Raw genomic sequence first — 21,387 nt, forward strand, 5'->3', positions numbered from 1 at the left:
CTCAGCTCCGTTCAGCAATCAGACAAACCGCCTGCAGGTAGGCCTGCAGTGCCGGGGCAACATCATTCACCGCCACCGACTCCGCCGGATGGTGGCTGATACCGCGATGATTACGCACAAATAGCATGCCGACCGGCCAGCGTTCGGCAATCGCAATCGCATCATGGCCAGCGCCGCTCGGCAGCGACAGGCTGCGCCCTTGCACCGTTTCCACCGCATGACTCAACGCCTGTTGCAGCGCGGAGTCACAGGCGGTGGCCCCGATGCGGTAATATTCGTTCGCCTCAAAGCGTAATCCGCGACGCAGCGCGATCGCCTCCGCCTGGGTTAACAGGCTGGAGAGCAGCGCCTCCAGCGGATTGTCCAGCGGGCCGCGTACATCCAGCGACAGCGCAACCTCGCCAGGGATCACATTTACCGCGCCGGGCGCACAGGTCAGAGTGCCGACCGTCGCCACCAGCTGGGGATCCTGCTCGCGGGTGGTCTGCTCGATAAACACCATCCATTCGGCAGCGGCAGCCAGCGCATCTTTACGGTGGGTCATCGGTACCGTACCGGCATGCCCGGCTTCGCCGATGAAGCGGCAGTTCAGCCGGCGCGCACCGTTGATCGCCGTCACCACGCCCAGGGGCAGATCTGCCTGTTCAAGACACGGCCCCTGCTCAATGTGCAACTCAAGGTAACCGACAATATCCTCTACCCGGCGCGCGGCGGTGGCGATTTGGCTGCTGTCGAGCCCGACATCTGCCATCGCCTGCGCCACGGTAATGCCGTTGCCGTCAGGATGGGTTACCCAGCTCTGCGGCCAGCTACCGGTAATGCCGCGGCTGCCGAGCAGCGTAATGCCAAAACGGGTCCCCTCTTCGTCGCCGAAACCGATCACCTCAATTGCCAGCGGCAAACGCTGCTGGTGCTGATGCAGCCACTGTACGGTTTCGATGGCGCTCAGCACGCCCAGCATGCCGTCATAGCGACCGGCGTTACGTACCGTGTCGAGATGCGAACCGAGCAGTAAGGCGGGAGCCCCCGGTTCGGCTGCTTCGTAGCGGCCACAAATGTTGCCGACCGCATCCTGCCACACCTGCATTCCGGCGGCCTGCATCCACTCTCCGACGCAGGCGTTGGCGCGCAGGTGCTCCGGCGACAGGTAGACACGCGTCAGTCCCTGCGCCGTTTCGCTGATCGCTGCCAGCGCATCACAGCGCGCCATGACGCGCTGTGCAGCAGCGTGGGCTTCGCTGGCGTTCATCATCATGCCTGGCTCCCGTAGTAGTCCCAGGCCGCCTGCGCAGCAGCGCCCTGCGGCGTGCGATAGCCCAGATAGGTCAGCACCGTTTCCAGCGCCGCCAGCGTCTGCATGACACAATCCTTGCGGGCATTGAAGCCCATGGTGCCGATGCGCCACACCTTGCCGTGCAGCGGACCAAACGAGGTGCCAATTTCAATGCCGAAATCATTCAGCATCAGTTGCCGTACCTGATCGCCATTGATGCCCGTAGGGATCACCACGCCCAGCACGTTATTCATTTTGTGTTGCAGGTCGCCAAAGGTCTCCAGTCCCATACCCTGAATGCCTTTCAGCAGCGCTTCGCCGTGCAGTTTGTGGCGCGCAATGCCGTTATCCAGACCTTCCTGCAGGATCAGACGGGCGCATTCGCGGGCGCCAAACAGTGCGCTGGTCGCTTCAGTGTGGTGATTCAGACGCTCCGGCCCCCAGTAATCCATGATCATGCCGAGATCAAAATAGTTGGAGTAGATCATCTCCTCTTCCCCATCCTGATGCGCGTCGGTTCGGATCCCCTGTTCGACGCACTTACGCTTGCGGATCACCGCTTCCATCTGTTCGCTCAGGGTGATCGGCGAGGTACCGGACGGACCGCCGAGGCACTTCTGCATCCCGGCAGAGACCGCATCCAGACCCCAGGCATCGGTTTCCAGCGCATTACCGGCCAGCGACGCGGTAGCATCGGTGTAGAACAGCACGCCATACTGTTTGCAGATTGCCCCCAGCTGCGCCAGCGGTTGCAGCATGGTGGTGGAGGTGTCGCCCTGTACCGTCAGCAGCAGCCGTGGCCGCACTTTTTTGATCGCATCTTCGATCTGATCGGGAGTAAAGACCTCGCCCCATGGCACCTCAATAGTGTGAACCTCTGCGCGGCAGCGACGGGCGATTTCACACAACAGGTGCCCAAAGCGGCCAAACACCGGCACCAGTACTTTGTCGCCGGGCCGGATGGCGGAGAGCAGGATCGCTTCAATCCCGGCGCGCGAGGTGCCATCAATCAGCAGGGTCCAGCGGTTTTCGGTACGGAATACGCCGCGATAGAGCGCCATTACCTCGTTCATGTAATGGGTCATGGCGGGATCGTACTGGCCAAGCAACTGGCTTGACATGGCACGCAGGACGCGCGGATCGGCGTTGATCGGCCCAGGTCCCATCAGCAGACGTTGCGGTGGATTGAGTTGCGGGTAGCGAGTGATATCCATGATGAATTCCTTGTTGAAGACTTACAGGCGGACCGAGGAGATAAACTGTTTCAGTTCAGGCGATTGCGGCTGCGCAAATAACGTTTTGCTGTCGCCCTGCTCCCAGACGCGCCCCTGATGCATAAAGACCACGCGATCGCCCACGTCGCGGGCGAAGTTCATTTCATGGGTGACGAGGATCAGCGTCATTCCTTCTGCCGCCAGCTGCTCCAGTACTTTGAGCACTTCGCCGACCAGCTCAGGATCGAGCGCCGAGGTGATTTCGTCACAGAGTAAAACTTTCGGCGTCATCGCCAGCGCACGGGCGATTGCCACCCGCTGCTGCTGACCGCCGGAGAGGCTGGCTGGATAGTAATTGAGGCGTTCACCCAGCCCGACCTTCTCCAGCATCTGCGTCGCCAGCGCCCGGCACTCCGCCTCACCCTTTTTCAATACCCGACGTGGTGCCAGCATGACATTTTCCAGCGCGGTCATGTGCGGGAACAGGTTGAAGCTCTGAAACACCATGCCGATTGAACGGCTGATCTCGCGGGCCTGCGAATCGCGGTCGGTGATGGTCATGCCGCCAAGCTTGATGCTGCCTTCCTGATAGCCTTCCAGCCCGTTGATGCAGCGCAACAACGTGCTTTTACCCGAGCCACTGCGACCGATAATCGAGATCACCTCACCCATGTCGATATCCAGATCCACGCCTTTCAACACATGGTTGTCGCCGTAATATTTTTGCACCTGATTAATGGTGATGAGCGGCATTGAATTTTTTCTCCAGATACTGGCTGTAGCGAGACAGCGGATAACACATCAGGAAGTAACCGAGCGCCACCAGCCCAAAGACTTTGAACGGCTGATAGGTCACGTTGTTCAGAATGGTGCCGGCTTTGGTCAGCTCAATAAAACCGATAATCGACGCCAGCGCAGTGCCTTTGATCACCTGTACCGCAAAGCCGACCGTCGGGGCGATGGCGATGCGGATCGCCTGCGGCGCAACCACCCGCGCCAGGGTCTGGCCGAAACTCAGGCCGAGACAGCGTGACGCTTCCCATTGGCCTTTCGGCAACGCGCGAATACTGCCGTACCAGATATCGACCAGAAAGGCACTGGTGTAAAAGGTCAGCGCCAGCGAGGCCGCCGTCCAGGGCGCGACGTCAATCCCGAACAGCCCGACGCCAAAGAAGGCCAGAAACAGCTGCATCAGCAGCGGCGTACCCTGGAACAGCGCGGTATAGCCGCGTACCCAGCGCGTCAGCCATTTACGTTGCAATAGCCGCATAAACAGCAACGGCAGCGTCACCAGCGTGCCGCCGACAAACGCCACCAGAGAGAGCAGCAGGGTCCAGCGCGCCGCCAGCAGCAGGTTGCGCACGATGTCCCAGTCAGTGAAGGTTGTCATCATGCCTGCACTCCAAACCATTTACGGCCAATCGCCAGCAGCAACTGACGCATCGCAATCGACAACGCCAGGTAGATCAACGTGGTCACCAGATAGACCTCAAAGCTTAAAAAGGTGCGCGACTGAATCAGGTTAGCGGCGAAAGTCAGCTCCTCGTAGGAGACCTGCGACACCACCGACGAGCCGAGCATCACGATAATGCACTGACTCACCAGCGCCGGATAAATGCGCTGCAGCGCGGGCGGCAGCACCACCCGCAGAAACGTCTGGCTACGGGTCAGGCCCAGCACCCGGCCCGCTTCCCACTGTCCTTTTGGCGTCACCTGAATACCGGCGCGGATGATCTCAGTGCTGTAGGCACCAAGGTTGATCAGCATCGCCAGCAGCGCTGCTTCACCGGCGGTGAGCTTTAGCCCCAGATTAGGCAGGCCAAACACGATAAAGAACAGTTGCACCACGAACGGCGTATTGCGGATCAGCTCGACGTAGACGCCCCACAGACGGCTCATCCAGCCGGGTTTACCGCTGCGCAGCGCGGCGCCGACGATGCCGAGGCTGACGCCGCCGACGGTGGCCAGCAGCGTTAACTGGATGGTGACCCACAGGCCGGAGAGCAGCTCCGGCCAGTAGGGCCACAGGGCGGGAAAGTTAAGTTGCCCGATCATTATCCGTTCCTCAGGCGCCGAGGCTGGCGGGCAGCGGGGCTTTCAGCCACTGTTCTGACAGGTTGTTCAGGGTGCCATCTTTGATGCCCTGCTCAATCAGCCCATTGATCTTCTCTTTCAGTGCCGGCTGGTCTTTCTTCAGGCCAATGAAGCAGGGCGAATCTTTCAGCATAAACTGGGCAACCGGTGCTTTGGCCGGGTTCTGACGGGCGATTGCTGCCACCACCAGGTTGCCGGTCGCGACATACTGCACCTGACCGGAAAGGTAAGCTGACAGCGTGGTGTTGTTATCTTCGTAACGTTTCACCTGAGCGTCCTTCGGCGCGACCTCACTCAGCACCATGTCCTCCACTGCGCCACGGGTTACGCCAATCGACTTGCCGCTCAGTGCCGCCGCCGATTTGATCTCTTCGCCTTTCGGCCCAAAGACACCGAGGAAGAACGGCGCATAGGCGCGGGTGAAATCGATCACTTTTTCACGCTCCGCGTTTTTGCCCATGCTGGAGATCACCAGATCGACTTTGTCAGTTTGCAGATAAGGCACCCGGTTGGCGCTGCTGACCGGCACCAGCTGTAACTTAAGTTTCATCTGCTTCGCCAGGTACTTCGCCATGTCGATGTCGTAACCCTGGGGTTGCAGATCGGTGCCGACTGAACCAAACGGCGGGAAATCCTGCGGCACCGCCACCCGGATCACGCCACGCTGCTGGATATCCTGCAGCTGATCGGCCAGCGCGCTGCCCGCCTGTGCCATCAGTAATGCCGCTGCCGCAACCGCCATCAAAACTTTTTTCATTATGCACCCCGGTGAGATTGTGTGAAACAAAAGATTCTTAAGCATGCATTCTGCAACTAATGTGCCAATCAGCGCAGCGGGAGAAAAAGGGTTAGATGGCAATGAGGTTGGGAGAAAAGCGGCCTGATAAGCCGCGAAATGCTGTCGAAAAAGGCTGTACTAAAATGGGGCAAGGCACCAAAACGGTGCCTGTTAGCGGTGCTCCAGCTCGTCAAACTGCTGGTAAAGATCGGCGATCTGATGAATACGCTGACGGCCCTGCGCCAGCATTTCATGCAGCAGCGCGTTGGCGATCAGGTTGATCAGGCTCATTGCCGAAGCGTAGCTGTCAAAAGCCGAGACGCTGTCGAGCGGCGCGCAGAGCTGCCAGCGTGCCAGCGCAATCACCGTTTGCGCCTGCGGCTCACACAGCGCCAGCAGCGGGATGCCGGCGGTTTGTAGCTGTTGCATCAGCGGGCGAATCATCCGGGTGCGGCGGCGGAACGCCATCACCACTACCATGTCATCCGGCGTGATATCCACCAGCTCTTCGGCCAGCGTCTGGCCCGGCTGCGGCAGAATATGCACCTGCGGCCGCGCCTGCATCAGCTGCTGACGCAGGTGCAGCGCCACCGGATAGGCGTTACGCATGCCGATAATAAAGACACGTTTTGCCTGCGCCAGCTGCTGGATCACCTCACCGAAATGCTGTGCATCCAGACTATTCACCCACTGCGTCAGGTTAGCCATTTCCTGCTTATAGTGCCGTGACAGTAAGGTGTTGCCCTGCACCGCATCGCGGTTATCAGTTAGCGGCATGCCGCTCTGACGCAGGGTGCGCAACTCATCACGCATCTCTTTGTACTTTTCATAACCCAGACGTTTAAACAACCGGCTGACAGTGGCTTTCGAAACGCCGCTAAGCCGCGCCAGCTCGGCGCTGTTGTAGCTGATCAGATCGTCAAAATGGTCAAAAACAAAGTCGGCAATCCGTTGCTCTTGCGGTGAGAGCTGGGAATAGTGGCTTCTGAGTCGTTCATCAAGCTGTTGCATAACAGGTCCTGTAACTTTTGTTTCAGCTGAAGCTAGCATAATTTGCGCCAGGTTAACGCGGCTGCAACCGCGGCCGGAATGAAAACTGGAACAGCTCTTGCTTTGTATACCGTTCTGTCACCCGATAACAGAACGAGAAAAGCATGATTCAAAGCAATATGGCCCCACAGGGGATGGCGGTGACGCCACACCATCTGGCCAGCGAAAGTGCGCTGGCGGTGCTGCGTGACGGCGGCAACGCCATTGAAGCGATGGTGGCGGCGGCATCAACTATCGCCGTGGTCTATCCACACATGAATGGCCTCGGTGGCGATGGCTTCTGGCTGATTATGCCGCCAGGCGGCGATCCTGTCGCGATTGATGCCAGCGGTGCAGCCGGATCGCTGGCTCACTTCGATTTCTACGGCGATCATCAACAGATTCCACACCGCGGCCCGAAAGCGGCATTAACCGTCGCCGGCACGGTCAGCGGCTGGCATGAAGCATTGCAGCTGGGCGCGGAGCTGGGAGCTGCCCCGCTGCCGCTGGCACGTCTGCTGCGCGATGCCATTCGCTATGCGGCCGATGGCATTCCGGTGACCGCTTCACAGACGGCCGCCACGGCGACCTTCCGCAACGAGTTACAGCATCAGCCCGGCTTTGCCGCCACCTTTATGCCTGATGGCGATGTGCCGCAGCCGGGCAGCCGCTTTACCCAGCCGGCGCTGGCGCAAACGCTGTGTCAGCTGACGGAGCAGGGGCTCGACAGTTTTTATCGCGGCCCGCTGGCGCGCCATCTGGCCAGTGAGATGTCAGCGCTGGGCATGCCGATCACCCTGGAGGATCTGCAACAGCAGCGCGCCCGCCGCTGTACTCCGCTGCATCTTTCACACAGCGAAGGCGATATCTGGAATATGACGCCGCCGACTCAGGGCATGGTGTCGCTGGCGATCCTTGGCATTACCGACGCGCTGGATATGGCTGACGCCAGTGAAGCGCAGACCGTACACCGCATCGTGGAAGCCACCAAAAAAGCCTTCGCGCTGCGTGATAAACACATTACCGATCCGCGCCACGTTACCGAAGATTTACAGGCGCTGCTCGACAGCGATCATCTCGCCACGCTCGCCAGTCAGATCGACGATCGCCAGGCGGCGCCCTGGGGTAACGGGCGGGGTCCGGGCGACACCGTCTGGATGGGCGTGATGGACAGCAGCGGCCTGGCCATATCGTTTATCCAGAGTATTTATCACGAATTTGGCAGCGGCGTGGTGCTGCCGGGCACCGGCATTACCTGGCAGAATCGCGGCGCGGCATTCAGTCTCGATCCCGATCACCTGCTGGCGCTGGCCCCCGGCAAGCAGCCTTTTCATACCCTTAATCCCGCTGCCGCGCGCCTGAAAGATGGCCGTACCCTGGTCTATGGATCGATGGGCGGCGATGGCCAGCCGCAAACCCAGGCGGCGATTTTCACCCGTCATGTGATTCAGGGCCTGCCGCTGCAACAGGCGGTCAGCGCACCGCGCTGGCTGCTGGGCCGCACCTGGGGTCAGTCTTCCGACTCACTCAAACTGGAGAGCCGTCTCGCACCGGAAACGGTGGAGCTGCTGCGGCAGTGGGGACATCAGGTCGAGCTGCTGCCGGCCTTCAGTGAATTTGTCGGCCATGCGGGCGCTATCGTGCGCCACAGCAATGGCATGTTTGAAGGTGCCAGCGATCCGCGCAGCAACGGCAGCGCCGCCGGTTTTTAACAGGAGCCAACCATGAATCAAGCTGACTGGACCCCCTATCTTGCTCACATGGAGCAGATGCTACAACTGGAGCTGGACGAAGCCCGGCGCGCAGAGCTGTTAATCCAACTGACGCGTATCGCGCAGATGGCCGCGCCGCTGATGGCCTTTCCGCTGGACGATCGACTGGAAGTCGCGGGAGTGTATCAGGCATGAAACTGAGCGACGTTTCGATTCAGACGCTGCGTCTGGCGATCCACAACGGCGAGATCAGCGCCAGAGAGGTGGCTGAAAACACACTGCAGGCGATTGAGCAGCACAATCCGCAGCTCAATGCATGGACTGAGGTCACCGGGCAGCGGATGCTGAAAGAGGCAGAGAGTATCGATACCAAGCGCCAGCGCGGTGAAGATCTGCCGCCGCTGGCGGGTATCCCCTACGCGGTAAAAAACCTGTTTGACGTTGCCGGCTACAGTACGCTGGCCGGAGCCAGCCTGTTCAGTCAACGGCCCGCCGCGCGTGCGGATGCGTTTGCCATTGACCGGCTGCGGCAGGCGGGCGCGATGCTGTCGGGCATGCTGAATATGGATGCCTACGCCTACGGCTTTACCACCGAAAACAGCCACTACGGCGCGACCCATAATCCGCGCGACCTGAGCCGCGTGGCGGGTGGCTCCTCGGGCGGCTCAGCCGCGGCGGTGGCGGCCGGTCTGGTTCATTTTTCACTTGGCACGGACACCAACGGCTCGATTCGGGTCCCCGCCTCGCTGTGCGGTACGTTTGGCCTGAAGCCGACCTTTGGCCGCCTGTCGCGTAGCGGCAGCCATCCGTTTGTCGCCAGCCTCGACCACATTGGCCCCTTCGCCCGCCGGGTCGACGATCTGGCGCTGGTCTATGATCAGCTACAGGGCGCAGACAGCAGCGATGCGTTTCAGGCCAGCCGACCCGCGGCTGCGACGCTGCCGACCCTGTCCCGCGGTGTGGAAGGGTTACGCTGCGGCGTGCTGGGCGGTTTTTTTAATGACTGGTGTGACGAAGAGGCACGGGCTGCGGTTGCGGTTGTCGCCGCCGCGCTCGACGCGCAGCAGCAGGTGGTGATGCCGGAAGCCGAACTGGCGCGCTCTGCTGCCTTTATCATGACGGCGGCGGAAGGGGGTAACCATTATCTGCCTGCGTTACGTCAGGTGCCAGAGCAGTTTGAACCCAACTCCCGAGAGCGTTTACTGGCGGGTGCGATGATGCCCGCCGCCTGGTATCTGCAGGCGCAGCGTTTCCGTCGCCATTTCCAGCAGCAGGTGCTGCCGCTGTTCAGCCAGTTTGACCTGCTGATTGCACCGGCGACGCCGTGCAGCGCGATTACCATTGGTCAGCAAACTATCACGATTAATGGAGAGGAACTGCCCGCCAAAGCCAGCATGGGTATGCTGACGCAGCCGATCTCTTTCCTGGGATTGCCGGTCTGCACCGTGCCGCTGGCGACCCGCAGTGGTTTGCCGATTGGCCTGCAGTTAATCGCCCGTCCCTTTAATGAAGCGGCCGTGTTGCGTGCTGCGTGGGCACTGGAACAACAAGGTATCACACTGGCACAAATCAACATGGCAGGAGCCTGATGGACATTCAACAGATCAATTTACCGCAGATAGTCAGTGAAGTGACGGCACAGTTTTACCGCTACGAGCAGGCGCTGGTCAGCAACGATATTGCCGAGCTGGATGCGCTGTTCTGGCATGATGCCCGCACCGTTCGGCTGGGTGCCGGTGAGAATTTATACGGCATTGATGAGATACGCGCATTCCGTGCTGCCCGCCCTTCTGCCGGGCTGGAGCGAACGCTGCGCAACACCGTGATCACCACTTTTGGCGAAGACCTTGCGGTGTGCAGCACCGAATTCACCCGCGCCGGCAGCGATAAAATCGGCCGGCAACAGCAAACCTGGGTGCGGTTGCCGCACGGCTGGTGCATCGTTGCGGCCCAGGTGAGCCTGATGAGTTAAGCGCCTGAACAGCAGGCGTTTCGTCCGGCCCGGTGGCTGAATGAAACGCCTTGCGCTGACCTCAGGGTGCGTCCGGTGCCGGATGCGTTTTGATCCAGTGCTCGGCAATCTGCTGACGGCTGCAAATCCAGACGTCATCATGCTGCTGGATATGATCGAGGAAGTTCTGCAACGCATGGAATTTTCCGGGACGCCCCAGCAGGCGGCAATGCATGCCGACCGACATCATCTTCGGCGCCGTTTCGCCTTCTTCATACAGCACATCAAAGGTATCGCGCAGATAGGTGAAGAACTGTTCGGCAGTATTGAAGCCCTGTGGCGAGGCAAAACGCATGTCGTTGCACTCCAGGGTGTAAGGAATGATCAGGTGCGGTTTGACCGTGCCATCCTGACAGGTGACCTGGGTCCAGAACGGCAGATCGTCGCCATAATAATCGCTGTCGTAGCTGAAACCGCCCTGCTCCACCACCAGACGGCGGGTGTTCGGGCTGTCACGGCCGGTGTACCAGCCGGTGGGCGCTTTGCCAAACAGGTCGATCAGCACATCCACCGCCTGCTGCATATGCTGGCGTTCGGTTTTGGCGTCCATTCCCTGATAGTGGATCCAGCGCCAGCCGTGGCTCACCACATCGTAGTCCGCCTGTTTAATCGCCTCAACAATCTCCGGATGACGTGCCAGCGCCATGGCTACGCCAAACACGGTGAGCGGCAGACCGCGTTTCTGGAATTCATTATGGATGCGCCAGAAGCCAGCGCGTGAGCCGTACTCATACAGCGACTCCATCGACATATGGCGATCCGGATAACTGGCCGCGCCAATGATGTCGGAGAGAAACTGCTCCGAGCCGGCGTCGCCGTGCAGCACGCTATTTTCCGCTCCTTCTTCGTAATTCAGGACAAACTGCACCGCCACGCGGGCGTTGTTGGGCCAGGCGGCGTGCGGCGGATTGGCGCCATAACCGATTAAATCGCGCGGATAGTTTTTGTTAAAGCTGTACTCTTTCTTCTCTGCAGCGTCAGTCATTACTCGCTTCCTGTCATCAATCGGGAGAGTTCCGTTAGTTTAGATGCTGAAACGCACCTGAGAGATGTTTCTGCAAAGGCCAGGCCAGATCGCCATATTTGCTGGTGCCAAAGCCAAGCGCCACCAGCGACTCGACCATTTTGACCGCTGCACCGACGCCATCAATCACCGGCAGGCCGAGTTCCTGCGTCAGGGAAGCGGCCAGTGTCGCCATACCACCGCAGCCCAGCACAATCGCCCCGCTGCCATCTTCACGCTTCGCCTGGATGCAGCGCTGGCGCACTTTCTCCTGCGCCAGTCCGCTGCCATCTTCCAGTGCCAGCACCGGCAGATCGATGGCGTGCAGCGCTGCACAGTGATGGCTGAAGCCATACTGCTGCAGCAGATGGCGTGCAATCACCAACGTGCGCGGCAGCGTAGTAACAATCGAGAAACGTGTCGCCAGCAGCGTCGCGGTGTGCATCGCCGCTTCCGCGATTCCCACCACCGGACCGCTGGCCAGCTCCCGCGCCGCCAGCAGACCCGGATCGCCAAAGCAGGCAATCACATGGCCGCTGACGCCCTGCGCTTTACCCAGCTTGATCTGCTCCAGCACACCGATAGCGGCTATCGCTTCGTCGAAATGACCCTCAATCGACGGCACGCCGTGCGTCGGGCAGACGGCCAGAATTTCGGTATCCGGAGCCGCCACGGCGCGGGCTGCCTGGCCGATGGTTTCGGTCATTGCCAGGCTGGTATTCGGGTTGATGACCTGAATCAGGCTCATGATGCATTTCCTTTATCCGTGCCAAACAGCCGGGCGAAATCGGGCAGGGTTTCACCGCTACGTTCAAAGTGCAGGCTGGAGACAATGTGTTCGAAGTGCTGCTGCAGCGCCTGCGTCAGCGGTGCCAGGGCGCGATCGCGCAGCAGGCTGAGCAGCGTAGTGTGATCGTCACAGCGACAGCCGTGCTGCCAGGGCGCGCCATAGGCGGCAATCACCAGCGATGAGCGCTGCGTCAGTCGGGTTACCATCTCGGTCAGCACCTGATTGCCGGAGATAGCCTGCAACTGAATATGAAACGCGGCCGACAGCCGAATCGCGGCCGGGCCATCCTGGTCGGCATGAGCCTGATTCTCCTGCGCGATTAACTGCGCCAGCGCCGCCAGATGCGGTGCCTGCAGATGCGCCAGCACCGCGGGCAGGTTGGCGCACTCCATTAAACTGCGGGTACGAAAGATATCGCGCGCTTCGTCAACGCCCGGGGTGGCAACCTGTGCACCGCGTTTGGGCGTCAGAGTCACCATTTGCACTGCCGCGAGGCGTTGCAGCACTTTACGGATCCCGGTGCGACTGACACCAAACACCGCAGAGAGGGCCTCTTCCGGTAATTTACTGCCGGGTGGCAGCTGATGTTCAACAATCGCGTTCATCAACGCCTGGTAGATAGCCTCATCTTTATCATGCAGTTCGGCGGCCTTTCGCTGGCCTGTTTCACTCTTCATTACCCGCTCCGGTAGGTGACTGTGCGCAGCATATCGTATACATGAACAATAATTTTTGTATACAAGAAAACAAATCTGGCCTGAATCCTGCAATACGCTTTCACGCAATTATTCATTCCACTCTCGGGTAGAGGAGCAGGTTTCATGCCAAATCATTCAACGGTGGCCAGCACGGCCTCTGAAGCCAACGCCAGCTACAGCCCACGGCTGTGTAACGACGACCTGGCGCCGACCCGCGACCAGAACTGGTCGTGGTACAACATTTTTTCATTCTGGATGTCGGATGTGCACAGCATGGGCGGGTATGTGGTGGCCGCCAGCTTCTTTACGCTGGGGTTAGCCAGCTGGCAGGTGCTGCTGTGTCTGCTGGTGGGCATCTGTATCGTGCAGATCTGCGCCAACCTGGTGGCGAAACCGAGCCAGATGGCGGGCGTGCCTTACGCGGTGATCTGCCGTCAGGCATTTGGGGTGTTTGGCGCTAACATACCGGCGGTGATTCGCGGACTGATCGCCTTTGCGTGGTACGGCATTCAGACCTATCTGGCCGCCAACGCGCTGATGCTGGTCCTGCTGAAGTTTGCGCCGTCACTGTCGTCGATGACCGAAACCAGCTGGCTGGGTCTGTCGCTGCTGGGCTGGTGCTGCTTTGGTACCATGTGGCTGCTGCAGGCGATGGTGTTCTGGCACGGCATGAGCGCCATCAAGCGCTTTATTGATGTCGCCGGGCCGGCAGTCTATGTGGTGATGGTGGCGCTGGCCGGCTGGATTGTATACAAGACCGGTTTTGATGGTATCTCTTTCACTCTCGCCAGCAAGTCGCTGTCAGCCGGTGAGCAGACGTGGCAGATGATTACCGCCACCGCGTTAGTGGTTTCCTACTTCTCCGGCCCGCTGCTGAACTTTGGTGATTTCTCACGTTACGGCAAAAGCATGGCGGAGATCCGTCGCGGTAACCGCTGGGGCCTGCCGTTCAACTTTCTGCTGTTTTCGATTGTGACGGTGGTGATTGTCTCTGGCACCCAGTCGCTGTTCGGTAAAATGATCACCGACCCAATCGAAACCGTGAGCCGGGTCGGTAATGACCTCGCGGTGGCAATTGGCCTGCTGACCATGATTATCGCCACCATCGGCATCAACATCGTGGCCAACTTTGTCTCACCGGCGTTCGACTTTTCTAACTGCTCGCCGCAAAAAATCAGCTTCCGGACGGGCGGAATGATTGCCGCCGTGGGTTCGGTACTGTTAACGCCGTGGAACCTGTTCCAGTCACCGGAGCTGATTCACTATACCCTCGACGTGCTGGGTTCCTTTATCGGACCGCTGTTCGGCATTCTGCTGACGGATTTTTATCTGATTAAGCGTGGCCGTATTGATGTGAACGATCTGTTCAATGACACCCCGGCGGGCCGTTACTGGTATCGCGGCGGCTTTAATCCGAAAGCAATTGGCGCACTGCTGCCTTCGGTCGCAATCTGTCTGGTCATCAGCTTTATTCCGTCACTGCATGAGGTAGCGAACTTTAGCTGGTTTATCGGTGCAGGTCTGGCGGCAGGCTGTTATCGCTTTATCGCCCGCGAGGATCGTGAAACCGAAGAGGTGAGCAACTGGCGCAGTAACGTCGCGGTGCAAAAGGATTAAACACACCAGCAGTGGGTAACACGCAGACAGCAAAAAGCCGATTCATTACTGAATCGGCTTCTTTAAAGAGATTGGCGGAACGGACGGGGCTCGAACCCGCGACCCCCTGCGTGACAGGCAGGTATTCTAACCAACTGAACTACCGCTCCGCGCTTTGTTCCCCGTCGAGAACGAGGCGAATATTAATGGCAGGCTCCCACCACGTCAACGCTTTTTCCGGAGGAAAAAACCGTTTGCTGGTTTTTTCACCTTCGCGTTGATTTTTCCCGCAAAATCACTGACTTCAGCCGCGCCACAGGCAGCTGCCGCCCTTCTTCATCACCAGATCGAGACGCGATTCATGCGCGACGATCTCCTCATCGCTGGCGGTCACCACCCGTAAAGCGGATGTCGGACGCACAATGCGCTGAATGCTCTCCCCCTGCGCCTGACGGGCGCTTTCACTCTCCGATAAAAATGAGAGTGAGGTCTGACCGCCGGTCATGGTCAGAAATACGTCTGCGAGGATCTCGGCATCGAGCAGTGCGCCGTGCAGGGTTCGTTTGCTGTTGTCGATCTCATAGCGTGAGCAGAGCGCATCAAGGCTGTTGCGCTTGCCGGGGAACATCCGGCGCGCCAGTGCCAGACTGTCGGTAATCTTGCAGAAGGTTTCCGTTTTTTCGATGCCGCGCTGCAATTTGGCGAATTCGTAGTCCATAAAGCCGATATCAAACGGCGCGTTATGGATTACCAGCTCAGCGCCGCGAATATAGTCGAGAAACTCATCGGCAATCTCACTGAATGTCGGCTTGTCAGCGAGGAACTCGTCTGCAATGCCGTGCACGCCAAACGCTTCCGGATCCACCAGCCGATCGGGCTTCAGATACATATGAAAATTGTTACCGGTCAGGCGACGGTTAATCACTTCGACCGCACCAATCTCAATGATGCGGTGACCCTCATAATGTACCCCGATCATGTTCATGCCGGTGGTTTCAGTATCGAGTACGATCTGGCGGTTATTTGCAGTGCTCATAAGACCCGTTTTATGTCAGACTTAGCGTTTTTGAGAGGAAGTCTACCAGAGATGCGCAAACAGGTAGAAATATTCACCGATGGATCCTGTCTTGGAAATCCCGGCCCCGGCGGTTACGGCGCCATTTTACGTTACGGCCAGCATGAGAAAACCTTCAGCGCCGGCTATCACCTCACTACCAATAACCGGATGGAGCTGATGGCGGCGATTGTCTCGCTTGAAGCGCTGAAACAGCCGTGCGATGTGGTGCTCAGCACCGACAGTCAGTATGTCCGTCAGGGGATTACCAGTTGGATCCACAACTGGAAGAAACGCGGCTGGAAAACGGCCGATAAAAAACCGGTGAAGAATGTCGATCTCTGGCAGCGTCTCGATCTTGCGCTCAGTACCCACCAGATTCAGTGGGAATGGGTAAAAGGCCACGCCGGACATCCGGAAAATGAGCGCTGTGATGAACTGGCGCGCAGCGCTGCTGAGAATCCCGCCTTTGATGACATCGGTTATAAAACTGAATCCTGATCCTCTTTCTGCCGGAACTGGCGCGTGGCGTTGACCGTCTGACGAATCTTACTGGTGCTCAGGCTTTTCTTCGCCCGGGTCGGAATCAGCGGGAAGGTCCGCTTGCGCGCCACCACAATATTCAGACAGCCCAGCGCCGGCAGGTGGGCGCTGATCACTTTCCCACCCTGCCGATGCCACGGCAGCACCTGAAAGCGGGTACGAAAGACCACTTCATAATTGAGCAGCCCCAGCCAGTCGAGTAATCGCATCTGGCTGAACATCCTGCCGCTCCACGGTGCCTTACGCGGTAAACCCGGCACGATTTTACTGACGCCGAGCAGGCTGAAAGGATTAAAGCCACTGATGATCATCCAGCCATCGTCAATTAAGACCCGATCGACTTCGCGTAATACCCGATGCGGGTCCTGGCTCCACGCCAGGGTATGCGCCAGTAAACAGGCATCAATCGATTTCGATTCAAACGGCAGCTGCATCGGATTTGCCAGTACCTGTAACAGCTCGCCTTCACTGCCGACATTGACCTGATGTGAAATAGCACAGTTTTCAGTGTTGATTTCTGCGCTCAGGTTGCCAAGCTTAAGCATATGAAAGCCATAAAGCTTTCCAAGGTAAGGCTGCAGCTGCTGCGTCAGCGCGTCACGAAAATAGTCTCCCCATGGCATATCGCGCCATGAGAGCGGCGCATTCAGAATCTGGCGTGTTTTAGCGGGCTTCATGCTTTACCATCTTCCTTTTCCTACGGCCTGCGAGAGGTGATGATGAATCTTACCAGTATTCCTGCGTTGCAGGATAACTACATCTGGACACTGACAGATGATGAAGGGAAATGCCTGATTGTCGATCCGGGTGAAGCGCAACCGGTATTAGAAAAAGTGGCAGCCAACGGCTGGCAACCGGTCGCTATCCTGCTAACCCATCACCATAACGATCACACCGGTGGGGTAAAAACACTGTGCGAGCAGTTCCCGCAGCTTGAGGTTTTCGGTCCACATGAAACCGCCAGTAAAGGGGCGAAGACCCTGGTACATGAAGGTGATCGGGTCGAGGTGATGGGTTTGACCTTCGAGGTGATCGCGACACCCGGACACACTTTAGGACATATCTCATATTACAGTTCGCCTTATCTTTTTTGTGGCGATACGCTTTTTTCAGGCGGTTGCGGACGCCTTTTTGAGGGGACTGCGGAACAAATGTATGATTCCTTTCAAAAGCTTAATCAGCTACCCGGCGAAACACTGGTCTGTTGCGCGCATGAGTATACTTTATCCAATTTGAAGTTTGCTGCGGCTATTCTGCCTCATGACCCGCAAATAACGGCCGAATATCAGAAAATTAAGGACTTACGTGCCGAAAATGGCATTAGTTTGCCAACAAAACTGGCGCACGAACGGACAATAAATTTATTTCTCCGTACCCAAGATGCTGATTTGCAAAGGGCTTTAAGTGTTAATTCAGCTACAGGACCGGTATGGCAAACATTTGCCGTTCTACGCGAGAAGAAAGACGCTTTTTGATTTTTCGGGTTGTGTTGTGAAAACGCGTCACGTATAGTTGCTCGTCTTTTAAGCGAACTATTGACACACACATGAAGGCTAAAGCGATATTACTCGCCTCGGTCTTGCTGGTGGGATGTCAGGCATCAAGGAATGACGCCAATATCCCCGAACAGCATGCCCAGAGTCTGTCTTCAGCTGGTCAAGGTGAAAATGGAAAGTACGGAGACGAGTTTTTGTCGCCGCGTTGGCAGGAAGATGGAACTGGCCTCGCAGCAGACGCAGATCTCTGGAGTTTCATTAGTGACGAGTTGAAGATGGGGATTCCGGAAAACCCGCGAATCCGCGAACAAAAAAGTAAATTTTTAAAAAATAAGAGCTATCTCCACGATGTAACATTACGGGCAGAGCCGTACATGTACTGGATAGTCGAGCAGATACAGAAACGTAAAATGCCGATGGAACTGGTACTGCTACCCATAGTGGAGAGCGCTTTTGACCCCCGCGCAACCTCATCTGCCAATGCCGCTGGTATCTGGCAGATTGTTGCGGCAACGGGTCGTAACTATGGTTTGAAACAGAACCAATATTACGATGGGCGACGTGATGTCGTTGCATCCACCAAAGTTGCGCTGGATATGATGCAGCGTCTCAACACCATGTTCGACGGTGACTGGTTACTGACCATTGCCGCCTATAACAGTGGTGAAGGACGGGTGCTCAAAGCGATTAAGCAGAATAAGGCGCGCGGTAAGCCGACTGACTTCTGGCACTTATCGCTGCCACGCGAAACCACGGTGTATGTGCCGAAAATGTTAGCCCTGAGTGAACTGCTCAAAAATAACAAGCGTTACGGTATCAAACTGCCGACGCCTAACGAAAGCCGTGCTCTGGCACGCGTGGAAGTGGGTCAGCAGATAAAACTGACGCAGGCCGCAGAAATGGCGGGTATGTCGCTCACTAAGTTGAAGAGCTTCAATACCGGCTACAAAGGCGGTGCGACAGCGCCAAACGGACCGCACTACATTATGGTGCCGAAGTCCAACGTCGCTAAGTTGCGTAACTCACTGGCTTCCGGTGATATCGCAGCGGTGCAACCGACCCAGCTCGCGAAAGCCAGCGCCAATGGCGGTTACAAAGTGCGACGGGGTGATACCCTGTCAGGGATTGCCTCTAAACTTGGCGTTAGCGTGAGTACACTGAAGCAGGAAAACAACCTGCGTGGTGCGGATATCAGACCGGGTCAGACATTGACTATCGGTTCGAACGGCACCCGACTGGCTGATAACGGCAACAGCATCACCTATCGTGTTCGCAAGGGTGATTCTCTTGCCAGTATTGCACGGCATCACGGCGTCAATATTAAAGACGTGATGCGCTGGAACAGTGTACTGGACAATGCGAAAGATATTCAGCCCGGCGATAATTTAACGCTGTTCGTGAATAATAACGCGAATCCTGATACCTGATACGTTGAAAAGGCTGACAATTGTCAGCCTTTTTCTTTGATCTCTCCCGCCTTCGCCCTGCCCTTTTACCGCCAGCCGGTTTAACGTCCACTCATACCCATTAACCTCCTGGATTAAACTCCACCAGTAACGGATTATGGTCAGACGCGCGTGTGACCAGTACCGAGGCTTCACTGACAGCCAGATCGCGATAAAAGACGAAGTCCAGCGGGCGGCCAAACGCTTTGCGGCGATGATCGGCGGTAAACATCACCTCCTCCAGTTTCATCCGCTGTGCAAAGCGATAGAGCGCATTAATACGCTGGCGGCTCCAGGCATTAAAATCCCCCGCCATGATCACTGGTCCGCGATGGTGCATGATCTGTTCGCCAATCGGTCCCAGCTGCTTGCTGTAAACGTCTATGCCTAAACTGAAGTTCACCGCATGGATGTTGACTACCATCAGCATCTCGCCGGTCGGTAACGGGTAGGCGGTAACCAGAGCCGATTTTGCCAGCCTGAGAAGCGGCTCACGCTCGCGCAACGGACAACAATATACTGGGTGAGCCGAAGCCAGCGTCATCACGCCTGAGGGATGCTGAGGCAGCACAAAGGCAGGCACCTGATCGGCGGCCAGATAATTACTGGTGGCGAACTCAACCAGCTCCGGTGTGGTCTGCGCCTCCTGCAACAGCACCAGGTGCGCATCTTTACCGAAACCTTCCAGCACTGACATCCAGTCGGCACGTTGCTGCTTAAAAATATTCCATACCAGAACTTTCAGGTTAGGATGAGCGGGCAATGGCACGCCGGGCGGCAGTCCCTGACCGAGATGTAGCATCGCGCCCGGCGGAAAAATCTGTTCCGCTGGTTGTCCCGCAACATATCGCATTGCATAAGTTTTTTTGCGCACTTTCCCGCCTGACTGATGGTTCAAAAACAGATAACACTGATCTGTTATAGGGATTTTAGTCCGGGGTTTCAATGGATGCAGATCAATGTCGGAATCCAGCCCACTTTTCAGCGATAAATCTGCTGCTTTATCTGCTCTGCTGAAACAGGCATCGCATAGATCAGCCAGAGGCTGATCTCCCCTATAATGATGATAAAAATTGCCCCTGGCACAGTATATCAGCCGGGTACCGCATTCCGGGTAAGGTCACAATACGGAGAGGAGTAATGAAGGCGTCTTCCGACGAGCTCAAAGTGTTTGTCAGTGTAGTAGAAAGTGGAAGCTTCAGTCGCGCTGCTGAACAGATGCGGATGGCGAACTCTGCCGTCAGCCGGACGATTAAAAAGCTGGAGGGCAAGCTGGGCGTCGCGCTGCTGACCCGCACCACCCGTCAGCTGGCGCTAACCCAGGAGGGCGAGCGCTATTTCCGCCACGTACAACGCTTCCTGCAGGAGATGACGACCGCTGAAAGCGAGTTGATCGAAAGCCTGCAGGCCCCGAAGGGGTTGCTACGGGTTGATGCCGCCACGCCGGTGATCCTGCATTTACTGATGCCGATGATCAAACCGTTCCGGGATCGTTATCCTGAAATCACGCTCTCTTTGATCTCGTCGGAGAGTTTTATCAATCTTATTGAGCGTAAAGTCGACGTAGCGATACGTGCAGGCAACCTGACAGACTCGACGTTGCGCGCACGGCTATTGTTTAACAGTTTCCGCAAGCTGGTTGCGTCGCCAGCCTATCTGGCAGAGTACGGGACGCCGAAAACGGTGGCGGATCTGGCGCAGCATCAGTGTCTCGGCTTCGTCGATCCGTCACGTCTTAACCGCTGGCCGGTCGCCCAGGAGAATGGTGAGCTTTATGACATTACCTGGGAAATTTCGTCTAATAGCGGCGAAACCATCAAACAACTGAGCCTGACCGGTAACGGTATTGCCTGCCTGTCTGACTATATGATCGATCGTGAAATTGCCGAGGGGAAACTGGTAGAGGTGCTGGCGGAACAGCGTTTGCCGGTTGAGATGCCCTTTAACGCAGTCTATTACAGTGATATTGGCCTGAGCCAGCGGGTACGTGCCTTTATCGATTTTCTAAGTGAGTGGACTGCCGATCAACCCTGGCAGATCGAGGATCGTTCGGCGACAGAGTTACCTTAACAGATCCCGCTCTGTGCGCGCTGGCGGTTTACCGCCGCGCTGCTGTGGCAACACGCCGGCTTTTATTCGATGCAATAGAAAAAGCCCTGACCGTTAAGTCAGGGCTTACTCATTAAGTGGCGGAACGGACGGGGCTCGAACCCGCGACCCCCTGCGTGACAGGCAGGTATTCTAACCAACTGAACTACCGCTCCACCGATTCTTTCACAGCTATCAGCAACCGGCTGATACCCGTCTGTTCCTGTTATTTTCCTTGTCAGGGGAAAAGGAACGAATTTGATGCCTGGCAGTTCCCTACTCTCGCATGGGGAGACCCCACACTACCATCGGCGCTACGGCGTTTCACTTCTGAGTTCGGCATGGGGTCAGGTGGGACCACCGCGCTACAGCCGCCAGGCAAATTCTGTTGTCCGCGCCGCCTCCAGGGGCCGCACGGCTCAATCCGTTATGAACAAGGCTGAAAATCTTTCGTCTCTCAAAACGCCTCTGGCGTTGTAAGGTTAAGCCTCACGGGTCATTAGTACCGGTTAGCTCAACGCATCGCTGCGCTTACACATCCGGCCTATCAACGTCGTCGTCTT

At 57.4% G+C, this 21,387-nt stretch carries 22 protein-coding genes, 2 tRNA genes, 2 rRNA genes and 1 pseudogene; 10 read left to right on the plus strand and 17 right to left on the minus strand.

All coding sequences use genetic code 11. The features are described from left to right. Nucleotide 1: 1 nt before the first annotated feature. The 7 genes from hpxK to hpxU all read right to left on the minus strand — a co-directional run bounded on the left by hpxK (nucleotide 2) and on the right by hpxU (nucleotide 6,370). Complete coding sequence (gene hpxK, locus AABB92_RS10740; RefSeq protein ID WP_031374970.1) at nucleotides 2-1,255, minus strand: allantoate amidohydrolase; 1,254 nt, start codon at nucleotides 1,253-1,255, stop codon at nucleotides 2-4. Next, nucleotides 1,252-2,487: a pyridoxal-phosphate-dependent aminotransferase family protein gene (locus tag AABB92_RS10745; RefSeq protein ID WP_031374969.1), complete on the minus strand. Its 1,236-nt coding sequence runs from the start codon at nucleotides 2,485-2,487 to the stop codon at nucleotides 1,252-1,254. Before AABB92_RS10745 ends, hpxK begins: the two co-directional genes overlap by 4 nt. A 21-nt stretch (nucleotides 2,488-2,508) precedes the next feature. Next, nucleotides 2,509-3,240, minus strand: coding sequence for an amino acid ABC transporter ATP-binding protein (locus AABB92_RS10750; RefSeq protein WP_031374968.1), 732 nt, complete (start codon nucleotides 3,238-3,240; stop codon nucleotides 2,509-2,511). Continuing rightward, the gene (locus tag AABB92_RS10755) at nucleotides 3,221-3,877 is read right to left on the minus strand and encodes an amino acid ABC transporter permease (RefSeq protein ID WP_031374967.1); all 657 of its coding nucleotides are present in this window, start codon (nucleotides 3,875-3,877) and stop codon (nucleotides 3,221-3,223) included. The genes AABB92_RS10750 and AABB92_RS10755 overlap by 20 nt, the downstream gene beginning before the upstream one ends. Beyond that, the gene (locus AABB92_RS10760) at nucleotides 3,877-4,542 is read right to left on the minus strand and encodes an amino acid ABC transporter permease (RefSeq protein WP_031374966.1); all 666 of its coding nucleotides are present in this window, start codon (nucleotides 4,540-4,542) and stop codon (nucleotides 3,877-3,879) included. The genes AABB92_RS10755 and AABB92_RS10760 overlap by 1 nt, the downstream gene beginning before the upstream one ends. A gap of 10 nt (nucleotides 4,543-4,552) precedes the next feature. After that, on the minus strand, nucleotides 4,553-5,338 hold the full coding sequence (locus AABB92_RS10765; RefSeq protein WP_031374965.1) for a transporter substrate-binding domain-containing protein: 786 nt from the start codon (nucleotides 5,336-5,338) through the stop codon (nucleotides 4,553-4,555). A 192-nt stretch (nucleotides 5,339-5,530) separates the two neighbouring features. Beyond that, nucleotides 5,531-6,370: a MurR/RpiR family transcriptional regulator HpxU gene (hpxU, locus tag AABB92_RS10770; protein ID WP_031374964.1), complete on the minus strand. Its 840-nt coding sequence runs from the start codon at nucleotides 6,368-6,370 to the stop codon at nucleotides 5,531-5,533. Nucleotides 6,371-6,513: 143 nt separating this feature from the next. Here hpxU and AABB92_RS10775 point away from each other — a divergent pair, with 143 nt between their 5' ends. From AABB92_RS10775 to hpxZ, 4 genes are read left to right on the plus strand one after another with little or no spacing between them, the layout of a single operon-like run. Next, nucleotides 6,514-8,100, plus strand: coding sequence for a gamma-glutamyltransferase family protein (locus AABB92_RS10775; RefSeq protein ID WP_031374963.1), 1,587 nt, complete (start codon nucleotides 6,514-6,516; stop codon nucleotides 8,098-8,100). A 12-nt stretch (nucleotides 8,101-8,112) separates the two neighbouring features. Further along, nucleotides 8,113-8,295, plus strand: a complete 183-nt coding sequence (hpxX, locus tag AABB92_RS10780) for an oxalurate catabolism protein HpxX (RefSeq protein WP_031374962.1) — start codon at nucleotides 8,113-8,115, stop codon at nucleotides 8,293-8,295. Continuing rightward, nucleotides 8,292-9,689 (plus strand): AtzE family amidohydrolase, encoded by a 1,398-nt coding sequence (locus tag AABB92_RS10785; protein ID WP_046288503.1) that lies wholly within the window; start codon nucleotides 8,292-8,294, stop codon nucleotides 9,687-9,689. The genes hpxX and AABB92_RS10785 overlap by 4 nt, the downstream gene beginning before the upstream one ends. Beyond that, the gene (gene hpxZ / locus AABB92_RS10790; protein ID WP_031377461.1) at nucleotides 9,689-10,072 is read left to right on the plus strand and encodes an oxalurate catabolism protein HpxZ; all 384 of its coding nucleotides are present in this window, start codon (nucleotides 9,689-9,691) and stop codon (nucleotides 10,070-10,072) included. Before AABB92_RS10785 ends, hpxZ begins: the two co-directional genes overlap by 1 nt. Before the next feature lie 61 nt (nucleotides 10,073-10,133). Here hpxZ and puuE read toward each other — a convergent pair whose 3' ends face one another. The 3 genes from puuE to AABB92_RS10805 are packed head-to-tail and all read right to left on the minus strand — an operon-like array spanning nucleotide 10,134 to nucleotide 12,581. Continuing rightward, nucleotides 10,134-11,096, minus strand: a complete 963-nt coding sequence (gene puuE, locus AABB92_RS10795; protein ID WP_031377460.1) for an allantoinase PuuE — start codon at nucleotides 11,094-11,096, stop codon at nucleotides 10,134-10,136. Nucleotides 11,097-11,130: 34 nt separating this feature from the next. Beyond that, nucleotides 11,131-11,862: an allantoin racemase gene (gene hpxA / locus AABB92_RS10800; protein ID WP_031377459.1), complete on the minus strand. Its 732-nt coding sequence runs from the start codon at nucleotides 11,860-11,862 to the stop codon at nucleotides 11,131-11,133. Then, nucleotides 11,859-12,581, minus strand: coding sequence for a GntR family transcriptional regulator (locus tag AABB92_RS10805; protein WP_031377458.1), 723 nt, complete (start codon nucleotides 12,579-12,581; stop codon nucleotides 11,859-11,861). The genes hpxA and AABB92_RS10805 overlap by 4 nt, the downstream gene beginning before the upstream one ends. A gap of 144 nt (nucleotides 12,582-12,725) precedes the next feature. On the opposite strand from AABB92_RS10805, the gene AABB92_RS10810 reads away from it, so the two are divergent. Next, the gene (locus AABB92_RS10810; protein ID WP_031377457.1) at nucleotides 12,726-14,219 is read left to right on the plus strand and encodes an NCS1 family nucleobase:cation symporter-1; all 1,494 of its coding nucleotides are present in this window, start codon (nucleotides 12,726-12,728) and stop codon (nucleotides 14,217-14,219) included. Between the two features lie 72 nt (nucleotides 14,220-14,291). Here the strand turns inward: AABB92_RS10810 and AABB92_RS10815 are convergent. Together AABB92_RS10815 and dnaQ are read right to left on the minus strand one after the other, a co-directional pair. After that, nucleotides 14,292-14,368: transfer RNA gene (locus tag AABB92_RS10815), tRNA-Asp, on the minus strand. Between the two features lie 134 nt (nucleotides 14,369-14,502). Further along, nucleotides 14,503-15,183 carry a DNA polymerase III subunit epsilon gene (gene dnaQ / locus AABB92_RS10820; protein ID WP_353846918.1) on the minus strand — a complete coding sequence of 227 codons (681 nt, stop codon included), beginning with the start codon at nucleotides 15,181-15,183 and terminating at the stop codon, nucleotides 14,503-14,505. Here dnaQ and AABB92_RS23460 point away from each other — a divergent pair. Together AABB92_RS23460 and rnhA are read left to right on the plus strand one after the other, a co-directional pair. Next, a pseudogene (locus tag AABB92_RS23460) lies at nucleotides 15,174-15,236 on the plus strand (hypothetical protein); the annotation flags it as partial. The gene dnaQ and the pseudogene AABB92_RS23460 overlap by 10 nt on opposite strands. A gap of 49 nt (nucleotides 15,237-15,285) precedes the next feature. Beyond that, nucleotides 15,286-15,753 (plus strand): ribonuclease HI, encoded by a 468-nt coding sequence (gene rnhA, locus AABB92_RS10825; RefSeq protein ID WP_031377455.1) that lies wholly within the window; start codon nucleotides 15,286-15,288, stop codon nucleotides 15,751-15,753. On the opposite strand, the gene AABB92_RS10830 is transcribed toward rnhA, so the two are convergent. After that, nucleotides 15,735-16,472: a class I SAM-dependent methyltransferase gene (locus AABB92_RS10830; protein ID WP_031377454.1), complete on the minus strand. Its 738-nt coding sequence runs from the start codon at nucleotides 16,470-16,472 to the stop codon at nucleotides 15,735-15,737. The two genes, rnhA and AABB92_RS10830, sit on opposite strands and share 19 nt — an antisense overlap. Nucleotides 16,473-16,514: 42 nt before the next feature. Between AABB92_RS10830 and gloB the strand changes: the two genes are divergently transcribed. Together gloB and mltD are read left to right on the plus strand one after the other, a co-directional pair. Further along, complete coding sequence (gene gloB, locus AABB92_RS10835) at nucleotides 16,515-17,270, plus strand: hydroxyacylglutathione hydrolase (protein WP_031377453.1); 756 nt, start codon at nucleotides 16,515-16,517, stop codon at nucleotides 17,268-17,270. A gap of 71 nt (nucleotides 17,271-17,341) precedes the next feature. Continuing rightward, nucleotides 17,342-18,718, plus strand: coding sequence for a murein transglycosylase D (gene mltD / locus AABB92_RS10840; protein ID WP_031377452.1), 1,377 nt, complete (start codon nucleotides 17,342-17,344; stop codon nucleotides 18,716-18,718). 100 nt (nucleotides 18,719-18,818) lie between these two features. Here the strand turns inward: mltD and AABB92_RS10845 are convergent, their stop codons facing one another. After that, nucleotides 18,819-19,610: an endonuclease/exonuclease/phosphatase family protein gene (locus AABB92_RS10845; RefSeq protein ID WP_031377451.1), complete on the minus strand. Its 792-nt coding sequence runs from the start codon at nucleotides 19,608-19,610 to the stop codon at nucleotides 18,819-18,821. 266 nt (nucleotides 19,611-19,876) lie between these two features. On the opposite strand from AABB92_RS10845, the gene yafC reads away from it, so the two are divergent. Further along, nucleotides 19,877-20,806, plus strand: a complete 930-nt coding sequence (gene yafC / locus AABB92_RS10850) for a DNA-binding transcriptional regulator YafC (protein ID WP_031377450.1) — start codon at nucleotides 19,877-19,879, stop codon at nucleotides 20,804-20,806. 117 nt (nucleotides 20,807-20,923) lie between these two features. On the opposite strand, the gene AABB92_RS10855 is transcribed toward yafC, so the two are convergent. The 3 genes from AABB92_RS10855 to AABB92_RS10865 all read right to left on the minus strand — a co-directional run. After that, nucleotides 20,924-21,000, minus strand: a tRNA-Asp gene (locus AABB92_RS10855). An 87-nt stretch (nucleotides 21,001-21,087) separates the two neighbouring features. After that, nucleotides 21,088-21,203, minus strand: a 5S ribosomal RNA gene (gene rrf / locus AABB92_RS10860). Nucleotides 21,204-21,302: 99 nt separating this feature from the next. Then, nucleotides 21,303-21,387, minus strand: a 23S ribosomal RNA gene (locus tag AABB92_RS10865); the annotation flags it as partial.

Origin of the sequence: Pantoea brenneri, assembly GCF_038594305.1 — a bacterium.
Lineage (GTDB): Bacteria > Pseudomonadota > Gammaproteobacteria > Enterobacterales > Enterobacteriaceae > Pantoea > Pantoea brenneri.

Bases quoted from the DNA above. Each gene is read 5' to 3' on its own strand.
- hpxK (WP_031374970.1), bottom strand. From the start codon at position 1,255: ATGATGATGAACGCCAGCGAAGCCCACGCTGCTGCACAGCGCGTCATG.
- AABB92_RS10745 (WP_031374969.1), bottom strand. From the start codon at position 2,487: ATGGATATCACTCGCTACCCGCAACTCAATCCACCGCAACGTCTGCTG.
- AABB92_RS10750 (WP_031374968.1), bottom strand. From the start codon at position 3,240: ATGCCGCTCATCACCATTAATCAGGTGCAAAAATATTACGGCGACAAC.
- AABB92_RS10755 (WP_031374967.1), bottom strand. From the start codon at position 3,877: ATGACAACCTTCACTGACTGGGACATCGTGCGCAACCTGCTGCTGGCG.
- AABB92_RS10760 (WP_031374966.1), bottom strand. From the start codon at position 4,542: ATGATCGGGCAACTTAACTTTCCCGCCCTGTGGCCCTACTGGCCGGAG.
- AABB92_RS10765 (WP_031374965.1), bottom strand. From the start codon at position 5,338: ATGAAAAAAGTTTTGATGGCGGTTGCGGCAGCGGCATTACTGATGGCA.
- hpxU (WP_031374964.1), bottom strand. From the start codon at position 6,370: ATGCAACAGCTTGATGAACGACTCAGAAGCCACTATTCCCAGCTCTCA.
- AABB92_RS10775 (WP_031374963.1), top strand. From the start codon at position 6,514: ATGATTCAAAGCAATATGGCCCCACAGGGGATGGCGGTGACGCCACAC.
- hpxX (WP_031374962.1), top strand. From the start codon at position 8,113: ATGAATCAAGCTGACTGGACCCCCTATCTTGCTCACATGGAGCAGATG.
- AABB92_RS10785 (WP_046288503.1), top strand. From the start codon at position 8,292: ATGAAACTGAGCGACGTTTCGATTCAGACGCTGCGTCTGGCGATCCAC.
- hpxZ (WP_031377461.1), top strand. From the start codon at position 9,689: ATGGACATTCAACAGATCAATTTACCGCAGATAGTCAGTGAAGTGACG.
- puuE (WP_031377460.1), bottom strand. From the start codon at position 11,096: ATGACTGACGCTGCAGAGAAGAAAGAGTACAGCTTTAACAAAAACTAT.
- hpxA (WP_031377459.1), bottom strand. From the start codon at position 11,862: ATGAGCCTGATTCAGGTCATCAACCCGAATACCAGCCTGGCAATGACC.
- AABB92_RS10805 (WP_031377458.1), bottom strand. From the start codon at position 12,581: ATGAAGAGTGAAACAGGCCAGCGAAAGGCCGCCGAACTGCATGATAAA.
- AABB92_RS10810 (WP_031377457.1), top strand. From the start codon at position 12,726: ATGCCAAATCATTCAACGGTGGCCAGCACGGCCTCTGAAGCCAACGCC.
- dnaQ (WP_353846918.1), bottom strand. From the start codon at position 15,183: ATGAACATGATCGGGGTACATTATGAGGGTCACCGCATCATTGAGATT.
- rnhA (WP_031377455.1), top strand. From the start codon at position 15,286: ATGCGCAAACAGGTAGAAATATTCACCGATGGATCCTGTCTTGGAAAT.
- AABB92_RS10830 (WP_031377454.1), bottom strand. From the start codon at position 16,472: ATGAAGCCCGCTAAAACACGCCAGATTCTGAATGCGCCGCTCTCATGG.
- gloB (WP_031377453.1), top strand. From the start codon at position 16,515: ATGAATCTTACCAGTATTCCTGCGTTGCAGGATAACTACATCTGGACA.
- mltD (WP_031377452.1), top strand. From the start codon at position 17,342: ATGAAGGCTAAAGCGATATTACTCGCCTCGGTCTTGCTGGTGGGATGT.
- yafC (WP_031377450.1), top strand. From the start codon at position 19,877: ATGAAGGCGTCTTCCGACGAGCTCAAAGTGTTTGTCAGTGTAGTAGAA.